Annotated in this window: 16 protein-coding genes; 14 read left to right on the top strand and 2 right to left on the bottom strand. The window is 60.3% G+C overall.

What is annotated here, in order from left to right:
• Positions 1–113 precede the first annotated feature (113 nt).
• On the top strand, positions 114–2,429 hold the full coding sequence (locus K9B32_RS24430; RefSeq protein WP_224566947.1) for a multicopper oxidase domain-containing protein: 2,316 nt from the start codon (positions 114–116) through the stop codon (positions 2,427–2,429).
• A 383-nt stretch (positions 2,430–2,812) separates the two neighbouring features.
• On the opposite strand, the gene K9B32_RS24425 is transcribed toward K9B32_RS24430, so the two are convergent.
• Together K9B32_RS24425 and K9B32_RS24420 are read right to left on the bottom strand one after the other, a co-directional pair.
• Entirely contained in the window at positions 2,813–3,724 is a 912-nt protein-coding gene (locus tag K9B32_RS24425; protein ID WP_224566945.1) for a response regulator transcription factor, read from the bottom strand.
• A complete protein-coding gene (locus K9B32_RS24420; RefSeq protein ID WP_224566943.1) occupies positions 3,717–7,103 on the bottom strand; it encodes an ATP-binding protein in 3,387 nt (1,128 codons plus the stop codon). The genes K9B32_RS24425 and K9B32_RS24420 overlap by 8 nt, the downstream gene beginning before the upstream one ends.
• Positions 7,104–7,320: 217 nt before the next feature.
• Between K9B32_RS24420 and urtA the strand changes: the two genes are divergently transcribed.
• The 13 genes from urtA to K9B32_RS24355 all read left to right on the top strand — a co-directional run bounded on the left by urtA (position 7,321) and on the right by K9B32_RS24355 (position 19,031).
• The gene (gene urtA / locus K9B32_RS24415; RefSeq protein WP_224566942.1) at positions 7,321–8,613 is read left to right on the top strand and encodes an urea ABC transporter substrate-binding protein; all 1,293 of its coding nucleotides are present in this window, start codon (positions 7,321–7,323) and stop codon (positions 8,611–8,613) included.
• 195 nt (positions 8,614–8,808) lie between these two features.
• Positions 8,809–10,428: an urea ABC transporter permease subunit UrtB gene (gene urtB / locus K9B32_RS24410; protein ID WP_224566939.1), complete on the top strand. Its 1,620-nt coding sequence runs from the start codon at positions 8,809–8,811 to the stop codon at positions 10,426–10,428.
• The gene (gene urtC / locus K9B32_RS24405) at positions 10,425–11,585 is read left to right on the top strand and encodes an urea ABC transporter permease subunit UrtC (RefSeq protein WP_224566938.1); all 1,161 of its coding nucleotides are present in this window, start codon (positions 10,425–10,427) and stop codon (positions 11,583–11,585) included. The genes urtB and urtC overlap by 4 nt, the downstream gene beginning before the upstream one ends.
• A 6-nt stretch (positions 11,586–11,591) precedes the next feature.
• Positions 11,592–12,347, top strand: coding sequence for an urea ABC transporter ATP-binding protein UrtD (urtD, locus tag K9B32_RS24400; RefSeq protein ID WP_224566936.1), 756 nt, complete (start codon positions 11,592–11,594; stop codon positions 12,345–12,347).
• A gap of 1 nt (position 12,348) precedes the next feature.
• The gene (gene urtE, locus K9B32_RS24395) at positions 12,349–13,044 is read left to right on the top strand and encodes an urea ABC transporter ATP-binding subunit UrtE (RefSeq protein WP_007790272.1); all 696 of its coding nucleotides are present in this window, start codon (positions 12,349–12,351) and stop codon (positions 13,042–13,044) included.
• Between the two features lie 178 nt (positions 13,045–13,222).
• Positions 13,223–14,044, top strand: coding sequence for an urease accessory protein UreD (locus tag K9B32_RS24390; protein ID WP_224566934.1), 822 nt, complete (start codon positions 13,223–13,225; stop codon positions 14,042–14,044).
• A 132-nt stretch (positions 14,045–14,176) separates the two neighbouring features.
• Positions 14,177–14,479, top strand: coding sequence for an urease subunit gamma (locus K9B32_RS24385; protein ID WP_224566932.1), 303 nt, complete (start codon positions 14,177–14,179; stop codon positions 14,477–14,479).
• Between the two features lie 7 nt (positions 14,480–14,486).
• Positions 14,487–14,741, top strand: coding sequence for a DUF1272 domain-containing protein (locus K9B32_RS24380; protein ID WP_224566930.1), 255 nt, complete (start codon positions 14,487–14,489; stop codon positions 14,739–14,741).
• 10 nt (positions 14,742–14,751) lie between these two features.
• Entirely contained in the window at positions 14,752–15,057 is a 306-nt protein-coding gene (locus tag K9B32_RS24375) for an urease subunit beta (protein ID WP_224566928.1), read from the top strand.
• 19 nt (positions 15,058–15,076) lie between these two features.
• A complete protein-coding gene (locus K9B32_RS24370) occupies positions 15,077–15,484 on the top strand; it encodes a lysozyme inhibitor LprI family protein (protein ID WP_224566917.1) in 408 nt (135 codons plus the stop codon).
• Between the two features lie 16 nt (positions 15,485–15,500).
• Positions 15,501–16,124 carry a Urease operon accessory protein gene (locus tag K9B32_RS24365; RefSeq protein WP_224566915.1) on the top strand — a complete coding sequence of 208 codons (624 nt, stop codon included), beginning with the start codon at positions 15,501–15,503 and terminating at the stop codon, positions 16,122–16,124.
• A gap of 3 nt (positions 16,125–16,127) precedes the next feature.
• Positions 16,128–17,837 (top strand): urease subunit alpha, encoded by a 1,710-nt coding sequence (gene ureC / locus K9B32_RS24360; RefSeq protein ID WP_224566913.1) that lies wholly within the window; start codon positions 16,128–16,130, stop codon positions 17,835–17,837.
• Positions 17,838–18,179: 342 nt separating this feature from the next.
• Positions 18,180–19,031, top strand: a complete 852-nt coding sequence (locus tag K9B32_RS24355; protein ID WP_224566911.1) for a GGDEF domain-containing protein — start codon at positions 18,180–18,182, stop codon at positions 19,029–19,031.
• Positions 19,032–19,082: the final 51 nt, after the last annotated feature.

Below are 19,082 nucleotides of genomic sequence, written 5' to 3'. Positions count from 1 at the left end.
CTGGCTAGACGGCCCCGACAATGTAGGCCCACACTTGTACTCTTGTGTTTTGAGAGTAAAGTTTTTGTAAGGGTAGATTAGGGACCGCGAGCTACCCTTATGGGGCGAGCAAAATGTATATCCCCCACGACATCTCACGAGTGCGACAGCATGAGGCAGAACTCGCCCGGGAAAACCGAGCCGAGATCGTCAGAGCGCTAAATCAGCAACAAGTTACCCGTCGCGAATTGCTGCGATGGGGTATTTTCACAACGAGCGGATATCTGGCCTGCAAAAACGGCCTCAGTCCTTTTGCAAAGAGCGCTTACGCCGCCGTTCCGACCGGCGCGCCGCGGACACCGCTGTTCGGCATCAGGAAATTCTCCCAGCGGCTGAACCGGCTACACCTGCTCAAGCCGCTGCCGATGGTGCGGACGCCCGACGGCCATGCCGCCTTTCCCGCCCGCCTGGGCGAGCGGCCGGCAAAGCGCCTGTCCTACCACACCGACTTTTCGGCCGATCCGACGAACCCGGCATTTGTTAATCCGCTGACACACCGTGGGCCGATTGAAGGCCGCCCGCCCGGCGAGATCTTCGCACATCAGCGCTGGGACGAGTTTTTTCCTGAGGTCGGCTACATACTCAGGCTCGGCCAGATTACCCAAAGCGGAACCGGCGGATTCCTCCACGACGATTTTCCGCACCAGCAGCCAAATAGCGTCTGGACCCATGGCGATGGCAGGGCTGCCGAGTGCACGCTGCCCCCGTTCCTGATCAAGGGCCGGTACGGCGAACCCATCATCACCCGCGTCTACAACGACCTGCCCGTCGACCGGGCCCAAAACAACGGCTTCGGGCGCAACGAAACTCAGCTTCATTTCCACAACGCGCACAATGGCGCCGAGAGTGATGGTGCCGCGAATGTGCATCATTTCCCCGGCACGTTCTACGATTACCGCTGGAGCACGACGCTTGCCCGGCGCGACAAGATCAACACGCAGGCAACCGATCGACGGGCATCAGGACCGGACGACAACACCAGCCTTGTCAACGTCTCTGGAGATTTCCGCGAACTGCAAGGCAGCATGTTCGCGCATGATCACCGTTTCTTCTTCACGGCGGAGAACGTCTATAAAGGCAACCTTGGCACTATCAATTACTATAGCGGCCCCGACCGTGGCAACGAGGTGTTGTCGGACGGCGTCAATCTACGGCTGCCGAGCGGCAAATTGCTGGGTTGGGGCAACGTCGATTTTGACGTCAATCTGATATTTTCCGATGCCGTATGCGACGCTGCGGGCCAGCTTTTCTTCGACATTTTCGACACTGACGGAATGCTCGGGGACGTGCCGTTGGTCAATTTCGGCTATGCGCCATTCTTCGAAGTGCTGCCGCGAAAGTACCGTTTCCGCACCCTGAACGCGAGCGTGTCGCGATTCCTGAAACTCGCACTCGCGGATGCCAGGGGAAATGCCGTCCCCATCAAATTTATTGCCAATGATGGAAATCTTGTTGTCAACACCCTGACATTAAATTCGCTTCCTTTGCAGGGGATTGCCGAGCGCTACGACTTCGTCGCTGATTTTTCCGGCTTCCGCAGTGGTGACAGAATACAGGTGGTCAATCTCATTCGTCACGAAGACGGTCGTGGTCCCAAGGAGGAGCTCAGCCTGGCCCAAGCGCTGCGGGGCGTTTCCTCCGATCCGGTCGTCGGGCCAATGCTTGAGTTTCGCGTGGTTGGCGCAGTCGAAAGCGTGGATGTCCCCGGTGTCATCCACCGCGCCACGGACCCGGACGTCAGTCAGGTTCCGCCCAAGTTGACTGAGCAGATTCCGATCGTCGCTCCGGTGCGCACAAGGCTCGTCGAATTTGGCAGGTCGGGGAAGGGAGATGCCCGCGGGGCCAACGGATGCGTGCCCGATTGCGGCGAATTCGCCAACTTTCCCTGGACCATTCGCGTCAACGGCGAGGCTTCCCACTCGATGAACGCCAACAGGATTTCCCTGCTCATCCCAAAGGCCGGCGAGGTGGAGCATTGGACCTACAAGAATGGGGGCGGCGGATGGGATCACCCCATTCACCTTCATTTCGAGGAGGGGATTACAATATCGCGCACCGGAATGAAACTTGAGGCGACCGAGAACCTGCAGAGGAAGGACGTCTGGAGGCTGGGCGAAGGCGGCAGCGTCACCTTCCAGGTTCAGTTTGGCGAATTCGGCGGCGCCTACGTCAACCATTGCCATAACACGGTGCATGAGGATTTCTCGATGCTGGCGCGGATTCAGCTGCTGACCGGTGTCGCCGGCACGCCTCAGGCCGCGGTGACCCCAACTCCCAATCCAACCCCGGACGGAGTCTTTTTCACCACACCGGAGATTCTGCGCGAAGGCGTGCCGAAAGGCTGGGTCAACACCCAGCCGCAGGCGACTGCCCAGGTCGAAGCATTGTGAGACGTTGATAGAGCGGTTGTTCGAAGTGTTATTATCGTTGATGGTACGTCCTGAATTTTGGCTTGAGCTTCCTTTAGCGTGTTAACGCGTAGCGCGACTGGAACCAGGCGATCAAGGTGGCGAGATATGCGACCAAAGCAATTGGACTTGCTGCGGCGCAGGTATCGAGGACAGAAAGGCATTCAGGAAATCAATCATCGCAGATTCCCCTCCGACTTTTGTAGCTAGAACCGAACCTCGAAGAGTAGTTCGCCGTCGCTGTGGCCAATCAAGCGCCAACCGACGCGACGGTAAAGGTTCTGCTGTCGTTCTCGGATCCGTCGTCAGCCAGATCCGCCGGATCGCGTTGTTTGAGCTGTCGGCGCGATCTGCCGGATGGTGGATCAGGTCTCGTGCAGGACATGAGCGGCCTTGACGGCGGCGGAGGCGCGGTTTTCGACGCCGAGCTTCACATAGATCTGTTCGAGATGCTTGTTTACGGTGCGCGCCGACAGGCCGAGAATCTCGCCGATATCGCGGTTGGCCTTGCCCTTCGCAATCCATAGCAATACTTCGGATTCTCTCTGTGTCAGCGAGAAATGCCGGCGCAGCACCTCGTCATCGGCGCGCGCGTTGTTTGCCGTCAGGCGAAACAGATATTCGTCAGCACCGATCGCGCCCAAAAAGGCAAGCTGAAGCACGTCCTTGCCGGCATGCGAAAGCGAGATCGCGCCGTCGCGCGCTGAGGCCGGGCGGGTTTTCATCCACTCGGCAATCTTCGTGACCACCGTGTCCATGGCGTCGTCTCTGTCCATTGCAGCGTTGACGAGGCGTGTTGCCTGTGGCGTCGACCAGTGAATGTCGCCGTTGCCCTTGACCGCAAGCAAATGCCGGCCGGCAGCATCCAGCGCAACGCGCGCGCTCTGTGTCGAACGTGCGTTGCGCAGGTGGACACCGATCCGCGCTCGCAACTCGTCGATATTGATCGGCTTCGTCAGGTAGTCGACGCCTCCGGATTCAAGAGCGCGAACGACATGCTCGGTTTCCGTCAGACCGGTCATGAAGATGACCGGTATCTGGCTGATTGCCGGGTTCGATTTGAGTTTCCTGCAAGTCTCAAAGCCGTCCATAGATGGCATGACCGCATCCAGCAGAATGAGGTCTGGGGTAATGCGCTCCACAATATTCAGCGCAGCCGAGCCCGATGTGGCGATCAGGACGGAGAAGCCGGACTGCTCCAGAGCATCGGTCAAGAACCCCAATGCTTCCGGCGAGTCATCCACCAGCAAAACGATATCGCGCGGGAGCTCAGCCAAGGGTTTCTACCTTCTCATCAAAACGGTGGAGGAAGTTCATGAGGCCATTCAGATCGAATGAGGCCGCATAGGAACGAAGCTCCTCTGTAAATGGCTGATTTGCCTCATCCTTGGCAAGGTCGGTGAGCTTTGCTTCGATGCCTCTGATGTAGCCGATCTCGGCGAGCCGCAACAATTCCTGGACGTGTGCGGGCCCCGGGTTGACCAACGGTTGTTCGCGCTTGGCGGCGGGTGGCTGGACGTCCTCCGCATAGAGCCATTTCAAGCCGAGATGGAGCGCAAGCTTGTCCCGCAGCTGCCTGATGTCGACGGGTTTTCCGATCGCATCGTCGTGGCTGTCGTCACTGTCGCGGTGAGCAGCAGCGTCGCCGATATTGGCGGACAGCATGACGATCGGAGCGGTTTGTCCATTGGCACGCAGGCGAGAAACGAGTTGCCAGCCATTCATGCCGGGCATCAAGATGTCGACGAGGAACAGATCGGGTTGAATGCCTTCGATCAAGGTTAGGCAGTCCGTCCCGCTCGCCGCCGTCAGGACGACGAAATCAAGTGGGGCAAGCACCTCGCGCATCATTTCGCGGTGATCCTCGTTATCGTCCACGACGACGATCGTGCGTCGAGGGCCGTTGTAACTGACGATCTTTTTTTCCTGCGGCGGGACGATCATTTCGCGAAGGACCGCTGAAAGCATGAGCCGAACCCGGAACACGGTTCCATGATCCTTCTCGCTGCTCACCGAGATTTCGCCGCCGAGCGTGTTGGTCAGCAGTTGCGTGATCGTCAGGCCAAGACCGAGGCCCGGCATCGGACGGATGCTGTCGGCTTCTCCCCGCTGGAACGGCTCGTAGATGCGGGTCAGATCCTTCTCGGCGATGCCGCGCCCGGTGTCGGCCACGGTGAAGGTCGCGACTTGGCTGCGATAGCCGACGTCGAAGGTGACGCTGCCTTCGTCCGTGAACTTGATGGCATTGGAAAGCAGGTTGACCAGAATCTGGCGTAGCCGCTTTTCGTCGGTGCGTACGAACTGGGGCAGGGCGGGCGAGCGATCGTGATGGAAGGTCAGTCCCTTGGCTTGCGCCTGCGGGCGGAACATGTCGACGACCTGATCCAGGAAATCCTGGATGTTGATCTCATTGGAATAGACCTGCAGACGCCCGGCTTCGATCTTGGAAATATCGAGGAGGCCATCAATGAGGCCGGACAGATGTTCCGCGCTGCGGCGAATGACCTTGATCGAGGACTGGCGTGGAGCCGGGATCGTTTCGTCGCGCTCGAGAATCTGCGCGTAGCCGAGCACCGCGTTCAGTGGCGTGCGCAGTTCATGACTGAGACCGACCACATAGCGGCTCTTGGCCCGGTTGGCCGCCTCCGCCGTCTCCTTTGCGGTCTGCAAGGCGGCGTCAGTCTTCTTGTGGGCAGCGATTTCCTTCAATAGCAGCGTGTTTTGGCGCGACGACTCCTCTTCGGCTACCACGCGGCTGTCGTGCGCCAGGACATAGAACCAGCACACGACGCCCGCAATCACGGCAAAGACGAAGAAGACGACGAGGATCGTTCCGTTGACGACCTCGGCGGTCTCCGGGGACGCTGAGGAAACCTGATGGGCGATCATCGCGAGGATGACGCCGACGGCCGTCAGCGCCAGCACGACGGCGATGCCGTAGCGACCGAGGCGGGTGGTCAGCTTCTCGACCACGGTTTCCGGCAGCACTGCCTTGGCGACCGTGCCGATCTGCGCGTTGAAGTGCGCCTTCGGCTTGCACATATCGTGGCAGCGGCTGTCGAGCGAACAGCAGAGCGAGCAGATCGGCGCCGCATAGGCCGGGCACCAGGCCATGTCTTCCGGCTCGAAGGGATGCTCGCAGACCGAGCAGGTGATGTTGGTGAGGTTCCTCCAGCTGTGGCGCGGCTTGCGGGCCAGATAGAACTTGCCTCTTGTCCCCCAGGCGATCAAGGGCGAAGCGATCAGCGCGACGACAAGTGTGATGTAGGGCGCCAGCGATGCGGCGATGGAGCCGAACACACCGAAATGCGCGACTAGCGCAATGCTAGCCGACAGCGTCATTGCGCCGAGGCCAACGGGGTTGATGTCGTAGAGGTGGGCGCGCTTGAATTCGATGCCGGGAGGGGCAAGGCCGAGCGGCTTGTTGATGAAAAGATCGGCTGAGATCGTGCAGAGCCAGGCCATGGCGATGATCGAAAAGATGCCGAGCGTTTCCTCCAGCAGCTTGTAGATACCGAGTTCCATCAGCAGAAGGGCGATCGCCACGTTGAAGACGAGCCAGATGACGCGACCGGGATGGCTGTGGGTGAGGCGGGAGAAAAAGTTCGACCAGGCGAGCGACCCCGCATAGGCATTCATCACGTTGATCTTCAGCTGTGAGACGACCACGAAGGCGGCCATGAGCAGCAGCGCGGCATGGTGCCAGGGGATCATGTAGCCGAAGGCTGTGAGATACATCTGGGCCGGATCGGCGGCGCGATCGACCGGCACGCCCGAAGCGAAGGTGAGTACCACGAGGAAGGAGCCCGCAAGCAGCTTCGGCGCCCCGATAATCACCCAGCCGGGACCGGCCAGAAACACCGCGAGCCGGTGGCGCCAGTTGCGCTGCTTTTCCGGCGGTAGAAAGCGCAGGAAGTCGGCCTGTTCGCCGATCTGCGACATCAGCGCCAGGATGACGGCCGAGGCGGCACCGAACTCGACGAGATCGAACGGTGCTACGGTGCCCGGCGGCCCGGAAGCATGACGGATACCGGCAAAGGCGCGCCAGAGATCGAACTTTTCCCAATCCATCACGGCGATGAAGAGGAAGGGCAGAACGTTGAGGACGATCCAGAAAGGCTGGGTGAGCAATTGGAACCGGCTAATCAGTCGGACGCCGTGCGTGACCAGCGGAATGACCATGACGGCGCTGATGATGTAACCGATCCATAGCGGGATTCCGAGCGTCAGCTCCAAGGCGCCGGACATGATGGAAGCTTCAATCGCAAACAGCATGAAGGTGAAGCTGGCATAGATCAGTGAGGTGACCGTCGAGCCGATATAGCCGAAGCTCGCGCCGCGGGTCAGCAGGTCGATATCGACGCCGTGGCGGATCGCATAGCGGCTGATCGGTAACCCGATGGCGAGCATGGCGATGCTGGCGACGACAATGGCGAAAAAGGCGTTGGTCGTACCGTAGGAGAGGGTGATCGCACCGCCGATCGCTTCCAGCGCCAGGAAAGAGATGGCGCCGATCGCCGTCTGCGAGATGCGCTGCGACGAGAACTGCCGGGCGCTCTTTGCGGTAAAGCGCAGCGCGTAGTCTTCCAGCGTCTGGTTCGCCACCCAGCGATTGTATTCGCGCCTGACCGGAATGATGCGTTGCCGCGCTGCCATGCCTTGGTGCCAGCCCCTTTGTTCCCCTTGTCACGCGTTCGTAACACGGAACGACACGAGGCTTAAGAGTGCGGTGCAGCGCAAGACTGCACATTTCGCCCCGTCCACTACGTCATATTACGTATACGCTTTCGCAGTGCAGCACCGGATAGTCCTTTAAGCAACAGTTAACTTCCGTTTTCGGCCTGTTGTCCAACAAGAAGAGGGGATCAACCAGATGAATCTCAAGTCCTATATCACGGGCGCCGCACTCGGCGCCGTCCTGTCGGCCACGGCCGCTTTCCACGGAGCCGTTGCGGCTGACGACACCATCAAGGTCGGCGTTTTGCATTCGCTGTCCGGCACGATGGCGATCTCCGAAACGACGCTGAAAGACGCCATGCTGATGCTCATCGACGAGCAGAACAAGAAGGGCGGCCTTCTGGGCAAGAAGCTCGAAGCCGTCGTCGTCGACCCGGCTTCCGACTGGCCGCTGTTTGCCGAAAAGGCACGCGAGCTGATCGAAAAGGACAAGGTTGCGGCCGTCTTCGGTTGCTGGACGTCCTCGTCGCGCAAATCGGTTCTGCCTGTATTCGAAGAGCTCAACTCGATCCTCTTCTACCCGGTCCAGTATGAAGGCGAAGAGTCTTCGCGCAACATCTTCTACACGGGTGCTGCTCCGAACCAGCAGGCGATCCCCGCGGTCGACTACCTGATGGAAAAGGAAGGCGTTAAGCGCTTCGTTCTCGAAGGCACCGACTACGTCTATCCGCGCACGACGAACAAGATTCTGGAAGCCTATCTCGAATCCAAGGGTATTCCGAAGGAAGACATCATCATCAACTACACGCCGTTCGGCTTCTCCGATTGGCAGACGGAAGTGAAGAAGATCAAGGAATTCGGTTCCGCTGGCAAGAAGACGGCCGTGGTCTCGACCATCAATGGTGACGCGAACGTTCCTTTCTACAAGGAACTCGGCAACCAGGGCATCAAGGCAACCGATATCCCGGTCGTCGCCTTCTCGGTCGGTGAAGAAGAGCTTGCCGGTCTCGACACCAAGCCGCTCGTCGGCCACCTCGCTGCTTGGAACTACTTCGAGTCTGTCGAAAGCCCGGCAAACAAGAAGTTTATCAAGCAGTGGCACGAGTTCACCAAGAACAACAAGCGCGTGACGAACGACCCGATGGAAGCCGCCTATATCGGCTTCAACGCCTGGGTTAAGGCTGTTCAGGCTGCCGGCACGACCGACACGGATAAGGTTCTCGACACGATCATCGGCACCACCGTTCCGAACCTGTCGGGCGGCTATGCGACCGTTATGCCAAACCACCACATCACGAAGCCGGTGCTGATCGGCGAAATCCAGGGCGACGGCCAGTTCGAAATCGTTCAGCAGACCCCGGCGGTCGTCGGCGACGAATGGTCCGACTATTTGCCCGACTCCAAGGATCTGATCTCCGATTGGCGCAAGCCAATGAACTGCGGCAACTTCAATGTTGCCTCGGGCAAGTGCGGCGGCAAGGGCTCCTGAGTGCGTTCCACCCTGTCACTCTGACGCCTGAAGACTTCCGCCCGGTCTCTCCTGTCCGGGCGGAAGGTCCATCTCCGAAGCGCAGCCTTGATGCTTCGGACGGCACCGGTTCCATGTTTTGGATCGATGCCGATTTGAAGGCTTAACTTTCTCGATTGCGCCGGAAGGCCAACGATAACCGAGGCAAGAAAGCCGATGTATCGCGCCATCAAGATTTTGCTTCTGACCCTATGCCTGGCAGTGCCGGCTTTTGCGACTGCGCTCAAAGCGCAGGAAGATATTCATCCGCTTATTGATGCACTTGGCGTCGGCGATTTCCCTGAGCGCGAAGCCGCGATCAAGGCACTGGTCGCCTCCAAGGACCCGCGTGTCGGTGAGATTCTGCAGCTGCTGCGCGACGGCCAGCTTTACGTGAATTCCGAGACCGGCGGCCCTGTGCTGGTGCAGGGCGGCGCCGAGGGTGAGCCGACCTACGCCGACCCGATTTCCGGTGAGGTCGTCTCCGACGTTGATCCGGATTACATGTCCAAGGTCAAGATCAACAATTCGTTGCGCACGGTGATTGCCACCGCTACGAGCCAGCTGACGCTGCTGAGCCCGGATCGCGGCGCGCGGCTTGCGGCGGCTCAGGGATTGCTCAAGGACGCCGATCCAGCAAACCTTGATCTTCTCACCTCGGCGCTGGCCGAAGAGAAGGACGCCGAAGTTAGGAATGCGATGGAAGCGGCGCGCGCCGTTATGGTGCTGAAGAGCGATGTCAGCGCCGACGAGAAGAAGGCTGCGATCGACACGGTTGCGGCGCGCGGTGGGCGCGATGCGCTGACCATCCTGAATTCGGCCATGGCGACCGCGCCTGACGAACTGAAGGGCGCCATCCAGACCCATATCAATGCGATCAACCGCAGCCTCGCCCTCTGGGATGTCGGGCAGAATGTATGGTACGGGTTGTCGCTCGGGTCGGTGTTGCTGCTCGCGGCGATCGGCCTTGCCATCACCTTCGGCGTCATGGGCGTCATCAATATGGCGCACGGCGAAATGGTGATGATCGGTGCCTACACGACGTACGTCGTGCAGGAGTACATCAGCTCCGCATTTCCGGAACTTGGAAACTACTCGCTGGCCTTCTCCGTTCCGGCGGCCTTCCTCTTCACTGGCTTCGTCGGCCTCGTCATCGAGCGCATCGTCATCCGCTATCTCTACGGCCGCCCGCTCGAAACGCTGCTTGCCACCTGGGGCGTGTCGCTGATCCTGCAGCAGGCGGTGCGGACAATCTTCGGCCCGACCAACCGCGAGGTGCGCAATCCGAGCTGGATGTCGGGCGCATTCGAACTGAGCGGTCTCTCGATCACCTGGAATCGTCTCTGGATCATCGTCTTTTCGATGGTGGTGTTCTTTGCGCTGCTTGTTCTCTTGAAGCGCTCGGCATTCGGATTGCAGATGCGCGCGGTTACTCAGAACCGCCGCATGGCGTCGTCGATGGGCATCCGTACCGGTTGGGTCGACGCATTTACCTTCGCGCTCGGTTCCGGCATTGCCGGCATCGCGGGCGTCGCACTCTCGCAGATCGACAACGTTTCGCCGAACCTCGGCCAGAGCTATATCATCGACAGCTTCATGGTCGTGGTCTTCGGCGGAGTCGGCAATCTCTGGGGCACGCTTGTCGGTGCCCTGTCGCTCGGCGTCCTCAACAAGTTCCTCGAGCCCTTCGCCGGCGCCGTGCTCGGCAAGATCCTGGTGCTCGTTCTCATCATTCTCTTCATCCAGAAGCGTCCGCGCGGGCTCTTCGCACTTAAAGGAAGGGCGGTGGAAGCATGATTACGGCCTTCCTGCTCCGGTCTCTCGACCGCAAGATCATCGCTGCGATCGTCATTCTGCTTGCGGTCGCCGTGCTGGTGCCCGTGCTCAACCTGATGACCGCACCGACCAACCCGCTGCATATCCCGACCTACATCATGGCGCTGTTTGGCAAATACCTGACCTATGCGCTGCTGGCACTGGCGCTCGATCTGGTCTGGGGCTTCTGCGGAATCCTCTCGCTCGGGCACGGTGCTTTCTTCGCGCTTGGCGGCTATGCGATGGGCATGTATCTGATGCGGCAGATCGGCTCGCGCGGCGTCTACGGTGACCCTGTTCTACCCGATTTCATGGTGTTCCTGAACTGGAAGGAACTGCCTTGGTTCTGGTACGGCTTCGACAAGTTCTGGTTTGCAGCCCTGATGGTTCTGCTGGTGCCCGGCCTGCTTGCCTTCGTCTTCGGTTGGTTCGCGTTCCGCTCGCGCGTCAACGGTGTCTATCTCTCGATCATTACGCAGGCGATGACCTATGCGCTGCTGCTTGCCTTCTTCCGCAACGACATGGGCTTCGGCGGCAATAACGGCATGACCGACTTCAAGGAGATTGTCGGTTACAGCGTGCAGGCCGATGGCACGCGCGCCGCGCTCTTTGCTGCGACCGCCATCTTCCTGGCGTTGTCGCTATTGATCGCCTCCGCCATCGTGCGCTCGAAGTTTGGCAAGGTGCTTGTCGGCGTCCGCGATGCGGAAAGCCGTACGCGCTTCCTCGGCTACCGCGTCGAACACTTCAAGCTCTTCACCTTCGTCGTCTCGGCGATGATGGCCGGCATCGCCGGGGCGCTCTATGTGCCGCAGGTCGGGATTATCAACCCTGGCGAATTTGCTCCTGCCAACTCGATCGAGGTTGTCATCTGGACGGCGGTCGGTGGGCGTTCGACTCTGATTGGCCCGATCATTGGCGCCATTCTCGTCAACGGCGGCAAAACCATCTTTACCGGTCTGTTTCCGGAGTTCTGGCTATTCGCGCTTGGTGGTCTCTTCGTGCTCGTCACGCTGTTCCTGCCGAAGGGGATCGTTGGCACGATCGGCCAGTACTTCTCGCGCCGCAAGCCGAAGGCGGAGGCCACGCCCGCGCTTCAGGAAGAGGGCGTCGACGCAAAAATCCAGCCGGCGGAGTGAGCGATCATGATCCCTGATGTCAAACCAAACAGCGTTCTCTATCTCAACAACGTCTCGGTTTCCTTCGACGGATTCAAGGCGCTGAACTCGCTCTCGATCATCATCGAACCCGGCGAACTGCGCGCCATCATCGGCCCGAACGGCGCCGGCAAGACGACGATGATGGACATCATCACCGGCAAGACCCGACCGGACGAAGGCGAAGTGTACTTCAACGGCGACGTGGACCTGACGAAGAGAGACGAGGCCGACATCGCCCAGCTCGGGATCGGCCGCAAGTTTCAGAAGCCGACGGTGTTCGAGAGCCACACGGTATGGGACAATCTGGAACTGGCGCTGAACCGCAAGCGCGGTGTCTTTGCGACGCTGTTCTATCGGCTCTCCGCCGACGACAAGGCGCGTATCGAGGAGATCCTTGAAACGGTGCGGCTGACGCATCGGCGTGACGAGCTGGCTGCCAATCTCTCGCACGGCCAGAAGCAGTGGCTGGAGATCGGCATGCTTCTGGCGCAGGAGCCGAAGCTGCTCCTGGTCGACGAGCCGGTCGCCGGCATGACGGACGCGGAGACCGCGGAAACCGCGATCCTGCTCAAGCAGATTGCCAAGACGCGCTCGGTGGTCGTCGTCGAGCACGACATGGGCTTCATTCGCGAACTGGGCGTCAAGGTGACCTGCCTTGCGGAAGGTTCTGTGCTGGCCGAAGGGTCGATCGATTTCGTAAGCTCCGATCCGAAGGTGATCGAGAATTATCTGGGGCGGTGAGATGCTGACAGTCGAGAATGCAAACCTTCACTACGGCGCGGCACAGGCGCTGCGCGGCATCTCCATCAAGGCTGACATGGGCAAGATCACTTGCGTGCTGGGGCGTAACGGCGTGGGCAAGAGCTCTCTTCTCCGCGCCGTTACCGGCCAGCATCCGTTGTCGGCCGGCAGTGTCAGCTTCAACGACGTGAAGCTTAACGGACTGCCGCCGTTTGCCCGCGCCAAGCAGGGCATCGGCTATGTGCCTCAGGGCCGCGAGATCTTTCCCTTGCTGACGGTCAAGGAAAACCTCGAGACCGGCTTTGCGCCGCTGGGGCGCCGGGACCGTTCCATCCCTGATGATATTTTCAGCCTGTTTCCGGTGCTGCAGTCGATGCTCGGGCGGCGCGGCGGCGATTTGTCGGGTGGACAGCAGCAGCAACTGGCGATCGGCCGGGCGATGGTGACGCGGCCGAAGATCCTCGTGCTCGACGAGCCGACCGAAGGCATCCAGCCGTCGATCATCAAGGATATCGGCCGGGCGATCCGCTATCTGCGCGACAGCACTGGCATGGCGATCCTGCTGGTCGAGCAGTATCTCGACTTCTGCCGCGAGCTCGCCGACTATGTCTACATCATGGATCGCGGTGAGATCGTTCATGAGGGGCTTGCCGAAACGCTTGATACACCGGAAGCGCGTCGTCATCTGACCGTCTGATCCTGCGGCAATCCACTGGGCAGATGCTGCTTTCTTCGGCAATTCCTGAGTGCGTCGAAGCTGCTTTTCCGAAGGCGCGGAACGCATCGGCGCGGCACAGGAATTGCTTGCTTTCAGCAGGTTGCTAACTTCAATGAAAACGACTGGGTCAACCGGCGGTGCACTGGAAGGGGATGGAATGACGAACGCGGCGGTAGCCACGAGACCGCAAAGAGCCGAGGGGTGCGGGCATCTGGCTGCAAAGACGCTCGACGGGCGCACGCGCCTGCAGGAGCTTTATCAGGAGGGAGCGGCAAAAATCCGCCTTCCCGATACATTCGATTCCTCCATGGAGGCCGTCATCATCAATACGGCAGGCGGCCTCACCGGCGGCGACCGGATGAACTGGAGCGTAAATGCCGGTCCAGGCACGCGCATCGACGTCACCACCCAGGCCTGCGAGAAGATTTACAAGGCGTCAGCGGGAACGGCCGAGGTCAACACTAGCATTTCCGTCGGCGCAGACGCTCGGGTGGACTGGCTGCCGCAGGAAACCATTCTGTTCGATCGCTCGTCGCTGTTTCGAAGACTAGACGTCGATCTCGATGACGATGCCGAATTCCTGGCCGTCGAAGCGATCCTGCTTGGCCGCAAGGCGATGGGGGAGGCGCTGGACACCGGCCTCTTTCGCGACCGCTGGCGTATCCGCAAGGCAGGCCGGCTCTGCCACGCGGAAGACCTGCAATTGCAGGGGAGTGTCGCATCGCTTGCCTGTGCGGATGCCGTGCTCGGTGGCAAGGTCGCGTTTGCGACGGTGCTCTATGTCGGGCCGCGTGCGGAAGCTTATCTCAGCGCAGTGCGTCCCTTGCTCGAAGATCATATGGGCGGCGCCAGCAGCTGGGCCGGCAAGCTCGTCGTGCGTCTTTCGGCGCCCGATGGTTTCGCCTTGAGAAAAATCCTAATCCCGATCATTTCGACCTTGCGCAATGGAGCGCCGGTACCGAAAGTCTGGAATCTCTAGAACCGGATGATTTCAGGTTCTTCGACCTGAAATCTGAATCCGGTTCTAAATTAAAGAAGAAGAGCATGATGTCGTCCGAATACCGCTTCAGACTTTTCGGCATCATGCACTGATCAAGCAGATGGATGCACGATGAACCTCACACCGAGAGAAAAAGACAAGCTGTTGATTTCGATGGCGGCCATGGTCGCGCGGCGGCGGTTGGAGCGGGGCGTCAAGCTCAACCATCCCGAAGCGATCGCGCTGATCACCGATTTCGTCGTCGAAGGCGCGCGTGATGGTCGCCCGGTCGCGGAACTGATGGAAGCCGGCGCCCATGTCATCGCCCGTCACCAGGTCATGGAAGGCATTGCCGAGATGATCCACGACGTGCAGGTCGAGGCGACTTTTCCCGATGGCACCAAGCTCGTGACGGTCCACGAGCCGATCCGCTGAGGTTCACATGCTGGAGCTGCGCCCCAATTGCGAATGCTGCGACAAGGATCTGCCGCCTGACAGTTCCGAAGCGATGATCTGCACCTTCGAATGCACATTCTGCACCGATTGTGTCGCCGATGTCCTCGGCGGTGTCTGCCCGAATTGCGGCGGCGAGCTCGTGCGCCGCCCGGTGCGCCCGGCGGCCAAGCTTGCCAAATACCCCGCGTCGACAAAGCGCGTTCTGAAGGCCGAGGGCTGTGCGCCCATCAAGGCCGCGTGAGGAGAAGATCATGATCCCAGGAGAAGTCATTGCCGCAAGCGGCGAGATCGAGCTGAACGTCGGTGCGCCGACGGTAACGCTCGAGGTCTCGAACACCGGCGATCGCCCGGTGCAGGTTGGCAGCCACTATCATTTCGCGGAGACGAATGCGGGCCTGTCCTTCGAACGGGAGAAAGCGCACGGCATGCGACTTGATATCCCGGCAGGCACTGCCGTGCGCTTCGAGCCCGGCCAGACGCGATCGGTAACGCTGATCCCGCTTTCCGGCAAGCGCGAGGTCTATGGTTTCCGCCAGCTCGTCATGGGCAAGCTCTAAAGTGGCCCGGGAGGAAACGATGCGGGCGAGCTTGCATCTTCTGGCGACCGGCGTTGCGATGTTCATCGCCGTCGGCGCCCGTGCCGAAGATCTGGACTGCAAAAATCCCGTCACACAGGCCGACATGACCGCTTGTGAGCAGGCGCGTCAGGAAACCGCCGACAAGGCGCTGAACGCGCAATACAAGATTACGCGCGCGGCCCTTGCTACGCTCGACAAGGATCTCGGCGCCGATAGCGGTGCCGAGAAGGCGCTTGTAAAGGCACAGCGGGCGTGGGTCGATTTTCGCGATGCGGAGTGCGAGGCGGCAGGCTTCCAGGCGCGCGGCGGCACGATGGAGCCGATGCTGGTCGCCGGCTGCATCGCCGAGTTGACGGACGAACGCACCAAGCAGCTCAAGGAACTTGCAGAAACGATGGGCAACTGAGGTGGTTGGCAGGATCATGATCGTCGGCAACGGAGAGATCGGAGCAGAAGCGGCGGCCGCGGTGGCGGATTCCGCATTCGTGATCCGCTTCAACGAATGCCGGTCTTATGAGGCGAGCCCGGGCCGCACAGATGTCGTCGCGATCTGCAATACCGGGCGGCCAGCAAAGGCAATGCTCGGCTCCGATGCGTGGCGGGAACATCCCGGCGTGCGGGAAGCGGCGGCGATCTGGAGTGTGCGCGATCCGGAGAAATTCGCGCAGCTGCGTGAACCACTTGCCGTATCGCACCCCGAGCTGGATGATTTCTGCGACGATTACACGAGTCAATTCAATGCGTTCTGCATGGCTGTTGGAAAGGTGCATGTGGTCGTGGATAAAGTGATTCATGAGGCCGTCGACACGGCGCTCGCGGCTTACCACCCCGCGCCTTACGTCGTGCCGAGCAGCGGCATGATCGTGATCGCTGAAGTGATGAACAGATTTCCCGAGGCCGCCATCGATCTCGCGGGCTTCGGCCACGCGGGTTGGGAATGGCATCCCTTTGCTGCCGAACGGCAGCTTGTCGACAGTTATGTCGCCGCCGGCCGCGTCACGCGGCTGCCGGCGAGCACATCCCTTTCTTCCTCCCAAGGAGCCTGACATATGCCCTACAAGATTTCCCGCGCCGCCTATGCCAGCATGTTCGGCCCGACCACCGGTGACAAGGTGCGTCTTGCCGATACGGAGCTCTTCATCGAGATCGAGAAGGACTTCACCACCTATGGCGAAGAGGTAAAGTTCGGCGGCGGCAAGGTTATCCGTGATGGCATGGGGCAGAGCCAGGCAACACGGGCGCAGGGTGCCGTCGATACCGTTATCACCAATGCCGTGGTTATCGATCACTCCGGCATCTACAAGGCCGATATCGGGCTCAAGAGCGGCCGCATCGCGGCGATCGGGAAGGCGGGTAATCCCGATACCCAGCCGGGCGTCAACATCATCGTCGGTCCCTCGACCGAGGCAATCGCGGGCGAAGGCAAGATCATCACGGCCGGCGGCATGGACGCGCATATCCACTACATCTGCCCGCAGCAGATCGAAGAAGCGCTGATGTCGGGCGTCACCTGCATGCTGGGCGGTGGCACGGGCCCCGCACATGGCACGCTCGCCACCACCTGCACCGGCGCCTGGCATATCGAGCGGATGATCGAGAGCTTCGACGGCTTTCCGATGAACCTCGCGCTTGCCGGCAAGGGCAACGCCTCGCTGCCGGCGGCGCTCGAGGAAATGGTGCTGGCCGGCGCGTCGTCGCTAAAGCTGCACGAAGATTGGGGCACGACGCCGGCGGCGATTGACTGCTGCCTTTCGGTCGCCGACGAATACGACATCCAGGTGATGATCCATACCGATACGCTGAACGAAAGCGGCTTCGTTGAGGATACGATCGGCGCTATCAAGGGCCGCACGATCCACGCCTTCCACACCGAGGGCGCGGGCGGCGGACATGCGCCTGATATCATCAAGATCTGTGGCCAGTCGAACGTCATTCCGTCGTCGACCAATCCGACCCGGCCCTATACCGTCAACACGGTTGCCGAGCATCTCGACATGCTGATGGTCTGCCATCACCTGTCGCCGTCGATCCCGGAAGATATCGCCTTCGCCGAAAGCCGCATCCGCAAGGAGACGATCGCCGCTGAAGATATTCTTCACGATATTGGCGCCTTCTCGATCATCTCGTCCGACAGCCAGGCCATGGGCCGCGTCGGCGAGGTGGCGATCCGCACCTGGCAGACGGCCGACAAGATGAAGCGTCAGCGCGGACGCCTCAAGGAAGAGACGGGCGAGAACGACAACTTCCGCGTTCGCCGCTACATTGCGAAATACACCATCAACCCTGCGATCGCCCAGGGCCTCAGCCACGAGATCGGTTCGGTCGAAGTGGGCAAGCGCGCCGATCTGGTTCTGTGGAACCCTGCCTTCTTCGGCGTCAAGCCGGAGATGGTATTGCTCGGCGGTTCGATCGCGGCAGCTCCGATGGGCGATCCGAACGCTTCGATCCCGACGCCGCAGCCGATGCACTACCGGCCGATGTTTGCCGCCCACGGCAAGCTGCGCACCAATTCGTCGGTAACCTTCGTTTCGCAGGCGTCGCTCGACGCCGGCCTGAAGAGCCGTCTCGGCGTCGCCAAGAATCTCGTCGCGGTGAAGAACACCCGTGGCGGTATTTCCAAGGCGTCGATGATCCACAACAGCCTGACGCCTGAAATCGAGGTCGATCCCGAGACTTACGAGGTCCGTGCTAACGGCGAGTTGCTGACCTGCGAGCCGGCAACGGTGCTGCCGATGGCGCAACGTTACTTCCTGTTTTGACTGTTTGGAGCCGACCGGTGTCAGAGGCCGGCCGGTCCTAACATCTTGCGTTAGGATCGAATCTTCCCTGGGTTGTCTTTTATTTTTCGATGTTCCACCTTGAGGCGGCCTGTTCATAATGGAACATTGTTATTGTTGCGGCTTGAAAACATAGGCAAAAACAGTGGCTTATGATTTCGGCTTTATTGGTTGATTCACTGCAGAAAGCGTTGCGTTTTCGGGCACTTTTCAACCGGCGATCAATTCATGAAACTCGCTCAAATCTTAACAATTCACTTAAGAACTCGGCAGGAGTTGGCCTCTAAGCAATCTCTCTGGCGGTGGGCAAGAAGGTCGATTCGCATGAGAATTTCACTCCAGGCGGAGCTTGGCGATTTTCAGGATCGCCACACAATTTACGTCTTCGCTCTCAAGATGAGCTTCCTCGCGGTGACGCTGTCGTCGGTCGTGATAACGCTCGTATTGCCTCCGCTCGACTGGATGGGAATGTTGCCCGTCCCGCTCGCTCACGGCGTTGTCTATGGCGTGTTGCTGTCGTGGGTTATCGGCGGCGCCGTTTCGAGCGTGTTGGCTCTCGTGGCGGGTCACGCGATGCATCAGCTCAGCGTCTCGCGCGCAGAGTTCGAGCAGTTAAGCCGTACGGACGTGTTGTCAGGTCTTCTCAACCGACGCGCCTTTACCGAGGCATTGGAGCAGGTTGATGGAAATGCCTGCCTGGCGATCTTCGATGTAGACCGTTTCAAGGCCATCAATGATCGCTTCGGTCACGGCTGTGGCGACGCCGTGATCGTGGCCGTGTCGGCCATTCTGGCCGCCGCCTTCGACGGGCACTCCGTCGCGGGGAGGCTGGGCGGAGAAGAGTTCGGCGCGATCGTTGTCGGTGGCTCGCAGGAGCAGCGGATCGAGAGAGTGCGGTCGGTCTGCACACGTTTGGCGGCGCATCCCGTCGTTGCCGACGATTGCGTGGTTGCGCTTACTGTGTCGGCCGGTATTGCCGAGCTCGAGCCGGGGCGCAGCAAGGAGGGTGCCTATTCAGCGGCAGACAAGGCACTTTACCTGGCAAAGGCGCTCGGTCGAAACCGCGTGGTGCATGAGAACGAGGGACTGCATCCGGGTTGGCGCAGGCATCTGCCGGCGGAAACTGCGGCTGCTCGCGCGATGAATATGGATTGCGATGAGGCGCGGCTGGCCTGAAGAAATTCGCGCGGCGCTATTGTCCAGCGCCTCATTCCATCTTGCATCGTA

Origin of the sequence: Rhizobium sp. 3T7 (genome assembly GCF_020166565.1) — a bacterium.
In the GTDB taxonomy this organism is placed as follows: Bacteria; Pseudomonadota; Alphaproteobacteria; order Rhizobiales; family Rhizobiaceae; genus Rhizobium.
This window is presented reverse-complemented; position numbering and strand designations above follow the sequence as displayed.